The organism is Mesorhizobium sp. M2A.F.Ca.ET.037.01.1.1, assembly GCF_003998075.1.
Classification (GTDB): domain Bacteria; phylum Pseudomonadota; class Alphaproteobacteria; order Rhizobiales; family Rhizobiaceae; genus Mesorhizobium.
Map to the genome: position 1 here is coordinate 1 of NZ_RZSA01000530.1, position 4,630 is coordinate 4,630.

2 protein-coding genes and 1 tRNA gene are annotated in these 4,630 nt (G+C 58.0%); 1 reads left to right on the forward strand and 2 read right to left on the reverse strand.

Annotated elements, in window-relative coordinates; all coding sequences use genetic code 11:
• Positions 1–323 precede the first annotated feature (323 nt).
• Both EOA27_RS23300 and EOA27_RS23310 read right to left on the reverse strand, forming a co-directional pair.
• The gene (locus EOA27_RS23300) at positions 324–1,043 is read right to left on the reverse strand and encodes a Crp/Fnr family transcriptional regulator (protein ID WP_126082686.1); all 720 of its coding nucleotides are present in this window, start codon (positions 1,041–1,043) and stop codon (positions 324–326) included.
• A 712-nt stretch (positions 1,044–1,755) separates the two neighbouring features.
• On the reverse strand, positions 1,756–4,056 hold the full coding sequence (locus EOA27_RS23310; RefSeq protein WP_127257318.1) for a mannose-1-phosphate guanylyltransferase/mannose-6-phosphate isomerase: 2,301 nt from the start codon (positions 4,054–4,056) through the stop codon (positions 1,756–1,758).
• A gap of 202 nt (positions 4,057–4,258) precedes the next feature.
• On the opposite strand from EOA27_RS23310, the gene EOA27_RS23315 reads away from it, so the two are divergent.
• Positions 4,259–4,335: transfer RNA gene (locus EOA27_RS23315), tRNA-Pro, on the forward strand.
• The last annotated feature ends 295 nt before the right edge of the window (positions 4,336–4,630 follow it).

Consider the following 4,630-nt stretch of genomic DNA (forward strand, 5'->3'; position numbering starts at 1 on the left):
CTCTAATTCTGCGCGCCGGCGACTTAGCGATATATGCCGTTGATTATCGAAGAGGAATTCTTCCACACGAATAACAAAGAAGTATAAGGCGCAGGATGGTTGGCGCCCGGCGGCACTCCTGACTAGAACGGCCGTTGGACCTGCAAGCCGGCCAGGCAGCGACAAACTGGAGGACGTCGTTCAAGCCACGTGTCACATGGCGCGCGGAGCGACCTCCAAGACCTTGCCTAAGCCTGTGCGAGGCACGGAGAGGCGGCCGTACTTTGTAGAAGTCGCGACTTGGCGCCCTGTTCCCGGATGAGCCGGGAGCATTGGATGAGCGCTCAGTCCTTCACATAGTCGCCATCAAATCCCACAAACTTTGTCAGGCCCGCAGCATCGAGCAGGCGGACATGACCCTGGCGGAATTCGAGGAACTTGCGCTCGCGGAGTTCCCGCAACATTCGATTTACATGGATCGGGGTAAGGCCAAGGGCGTCAGCGAGATCGTATTGCGTGAGGGGGCAATCAAAGCCGTTGCGGTCAACGGCGCCAACACGCCGCAGACGCCCCGTCAATTCAAGCAGCAAATGCGCCGTTCGCTCCAAGGCGGTACGCCGTCCTACATTGGCGAGGTGCTGAGCTATCACAGCACCGTTGCGCACCAGAGCGTCCATGATGAACGAGAACAGATGAGGCGATTTCATAGCGGCCAGCGTGAGTGTCTTGGTAGGCGCCACCAACAACGACAGTTCGGTCAGGCTCGCGAACGTTTCGACGGTGCCGCCTCCATATGATTGAGGCAGAACCACATCACCCGTTAAGGCAAAATCTAAAATTTGCCGCTGTCCCCCAGGTAGCTCGTGGGAAATGCAGCCCCACCCTGACTCAACGATGTATATACGATCGTTGCTGTCGCCCTGGCTGAAGATTACCGCGTCGGCTGGATATCGCTTGGAAGCCAGCCCGAGCGTCTTCATCAACGCGGCGTCGTCATCGTTAAGCCCAACGAATGACGAACGGTGCTCGTCCCCTTTCGAAAAAGAACGTGAAGCAAACGTCATCCGTACCCCTCGCCCTCAGCTGCGTGTATACCTCCCTCAACCTCATCATGTATATGAAATTTCACGTGATTAGCAACCTTTTTGAAGTCCGGAACGGGAAGGCATTGTGACATCAAACCGAGGGCTAACCTGGCTCAAAACCGGTTATGGTCCGGTTGATATCCCGCGAGGTCGGGTATCATCTATGACTTACTTCTCTTAAAGTTCTCTCTCATTGACTCAACTATCTCACTGGCAACCAGACAGCTCCGGTTGTCCGCCTGGTCGGCAGCATTGCGCAAAGTCAGCGACGCGTCCCTCAGCAGCCCCCTGATTTCCGCCGGCGACAACACTTCCGAGGCCTCGAGTTCCAAAAGGACCGATTCACTCACATGCAGCGCAGCGAGCGCGACCGCCCGCGGCCTTGTTGCCAGCAACTTCAGGAGATCGCCACTACGCCTGGCTCTCGATTTCTTCTTTGCCATCGTCGTCTTAACTACCCGGACAAAAACCTTCTTATTTCCAACATCTTGACGAGTGTGCGCAGTCCAAGAGACTGAGGGTTAGACCCTTCTCTTTAAGGTGTAGCCATTGGTGACGGTAACCCAGTTTGCAGCAGTGACCCAGAGGCAAGGGGATACTGAATTAGCGGTAGCTGGTGTTCTTCGGCATCACCAATGAAGACGTCCCGCCAGGATCCGCCGCCGTCGCGAAGCGAGGCTCAGTCGCTTCTTCAGCCGTAGACCTGCTTCGATGAGGGGCTGTCCTTTTTCTGGGAAGGCAGCGGAAACGGTTCGACCTGTCCCTCGGTCTTGTCGAGATACTGCGTCAGCGCCGTCACCAGATGGTAGAAGATGCTGGCTGGGACCTCAGTCGCAAGCGACCGACCGCGCTCGTCGATCCTGTCCACCCACAGGCCAAGCGGTGCGGGATCGATATGCCATCTGAAAAGGCGCGCGACACGGGCTTCGATTTCGGGTTTCAGATCAGGCCCACCAATATTGTCCAGCGCGATCGCCGCCTTGACAGCCTCGCATTGCGGCCAACTGCGCGAGAGTCTGTCGAGAGGCATCCCTTGTCGCGACACGGCCGCATATGCCAGCCCTGTGGCTCGATTCAATCCGCTGGCAACTGCTGAGGAATAGAGTTTCCTGGCGTAAGCAGCCAAATCCTTTTGTCCGCTGGCCCGCGCGAAGTCCGCGAGCAGGGAGGCCCATTCGAAATGATGCCCCGGTTCGGTCCATTGCCCTTTGTCTCCGGGCAACGGCAGCCAGTCGGCGTCAAAATATTCGCCAAGCGTCCAACTTTCCTGATCGAAAAAATGACACCGGAAGAGATCGATCACGCGAGCCGCTCGACGAAGATATGTGCGGTCGCCGGTTGCGTCATGCCAGGCAAGGAACGATTCGAGCATGTGCATGTGCGGGTTCGAGGACCGGACGCCGTTCCAGCCGGGTGTCTCCAGGAAGCCATTCAGGCTGCCATCCTCAAGGTGGGAATCGATAAAATGAAATGTCTCCTGCGCGAGCTGCAAAGCCGTCTGGTGACCGCATCTATAGGCGTGGGCAAGGGCAAGAAGCACGCAGGAATGGTCGTAGGCATCCTCCATCGGATCGGCCACGCTTCCATTGGAATTGAGGGTGCGCACCCAGCCGCCTCGATCGGTCCGGCCGTATTTTGCGATGAAGTCAATTCCGTGATCGATGAGCTTGTCGGCAGGGCCAGTCCAGCCGCGTTCCTTGGCTACCGCGAAGGCATAGATCTGGCGGGCCATCGTCCGCATCCGCTTGGGCTTGCCCAATGGCCTCGCATCGAAACCGAGCGCTTCGTGAAAGCCTCCATGAACTGTGTCGACCCCCGCGGTCGACCATAGCGGAAGAGTCTCGTTGAAAAGCCAGTGCTCGACGCGCTTGCGCCATGATCCGCTGACAATGACCCGGTCTTCCGATGCCGTGAACTTCGTCTCTAATCGCCCGCTTTTCTCGAGTTGTTCCACGACTTTCTTCACATTCTGGCTGTGGCTGACCGGGGCGACGAATATCGCGTCCGGCGTTGCAACCACCGCCACATCCTTCATTCCGATCACAGTGAGCAGCCGACCTTGGCTCCTGAGGTAGGAATTTTTGCAGTCCATGGCCACGACATCGCCCATCACCACATTGCCGTTGCCGTCGGCGGGGCTAGACTCCAGCAACGATTGCCACGACCCGAGATCATTCCAGCGGAAAGAAGCCGTCACCATCGCGATGCCCTGCGCATGTTCCATGACGGCATAGTCAATCGACGTGGAGGGGACCGCCGAGTAGAAGCGTTGGGGCAAGTAGAGGCCCGAAATATCGGTCGTGGCGGACCTGAAGGCGCGTTCCGCGGTATCCCAGATTTCCGGCTGCAATTCGATCAAGGCTTTCTGCATCGTGTCGGCGCGAAACAGGAAGATGCCCGCGTTCCAGTAGAACCTTCCCGACGACAGATATTTTTGCGCCGTCTCGACGTCCGGCTTTTCGACAAAGCGCGAAACCGCGGCCGCGCCATCGCCATTGGCTGCAACCTCGATGTACCCATATCCAGTTTCCGGATGAGTGGGCTTGATCCCGAAGACGACAATGCTACCAGCGTCTGCGGCAGGCATGCCGGCTTCGACGGTTTCCCAAAATTGCGTCTCGGTCGATATCTGATGGTCGGATGGGACCACGAGCACGAGTGCATCCTTGCCGTGTTCGGAAATCGTCTGCAGTGTCGCTATTGCGACCGCCGCCGCAGTATTGCGGCCCAGGGGTTCGAAGATCGGCCTTCCACCGTTCAGTCCGAGCGGACTTATGTCAGAGATAACGCGTTCGGCATGACGTTCGGACGCTATCAGATAGATCGGCGTTTCGCTATTTGGCCATGCTTTGAGGCGCCGAACCGTCTTCGCCAGCATGGAGCCATCCCCCGACAGATCGTGGAACTGCTTGGGATTGTCTTCGCGCGAGAGCGGCCATAGCCGCGACCCGACACCTCCGCTCATGACGAAACTTACGATGCGCTGAGGCAAGATTCGGGACTCCAGGCGGCCGGAGAACTCGTTTTAGCGGCGTCATGGTTGGTCACACAAGGCTGGAACTCGCCTTTCACGAACTGCCTCAACCCGCTGCCGTCCCGACCGGCGCGACGAAAGCCGACGAAATGCGACAGAAGTGCTGCCATTGCCGCTTGCAGTATCGAAAAGCGGCGGCTATAAGCCCGCCGTCTGGTCACGGAGTGTAGCGCAGTCTGGTAGCGCACCTCGTTCGGGACGAGGGGGTCGCAGGTTCAAATCCTGCCACTCCGACCAGAAGAAACAAGCACTTGGATGCTTGCAATCCCGCGCGCCTCGTTGACTTTTTTCGTGGAACAGTGAGCCGATTGGCTTGTGCCGCCTATTGTGCTCGACAGCCGGCCCTTACTTTGACCTAATGGCGTACTGTCCTGGGTTCGTGGAGCGCGGAACCCGCAGAGCGGCTGAGAGAATGACATTCAAGCCTACAGCCATTTTGATCGCGACGCTGCTTCTGGCAGCAGGCTGCTCATCGACCACCGCGTCGATCAGCCCGGCGAAATACGACAAGATGAACTGCGCCGAGCTCAAC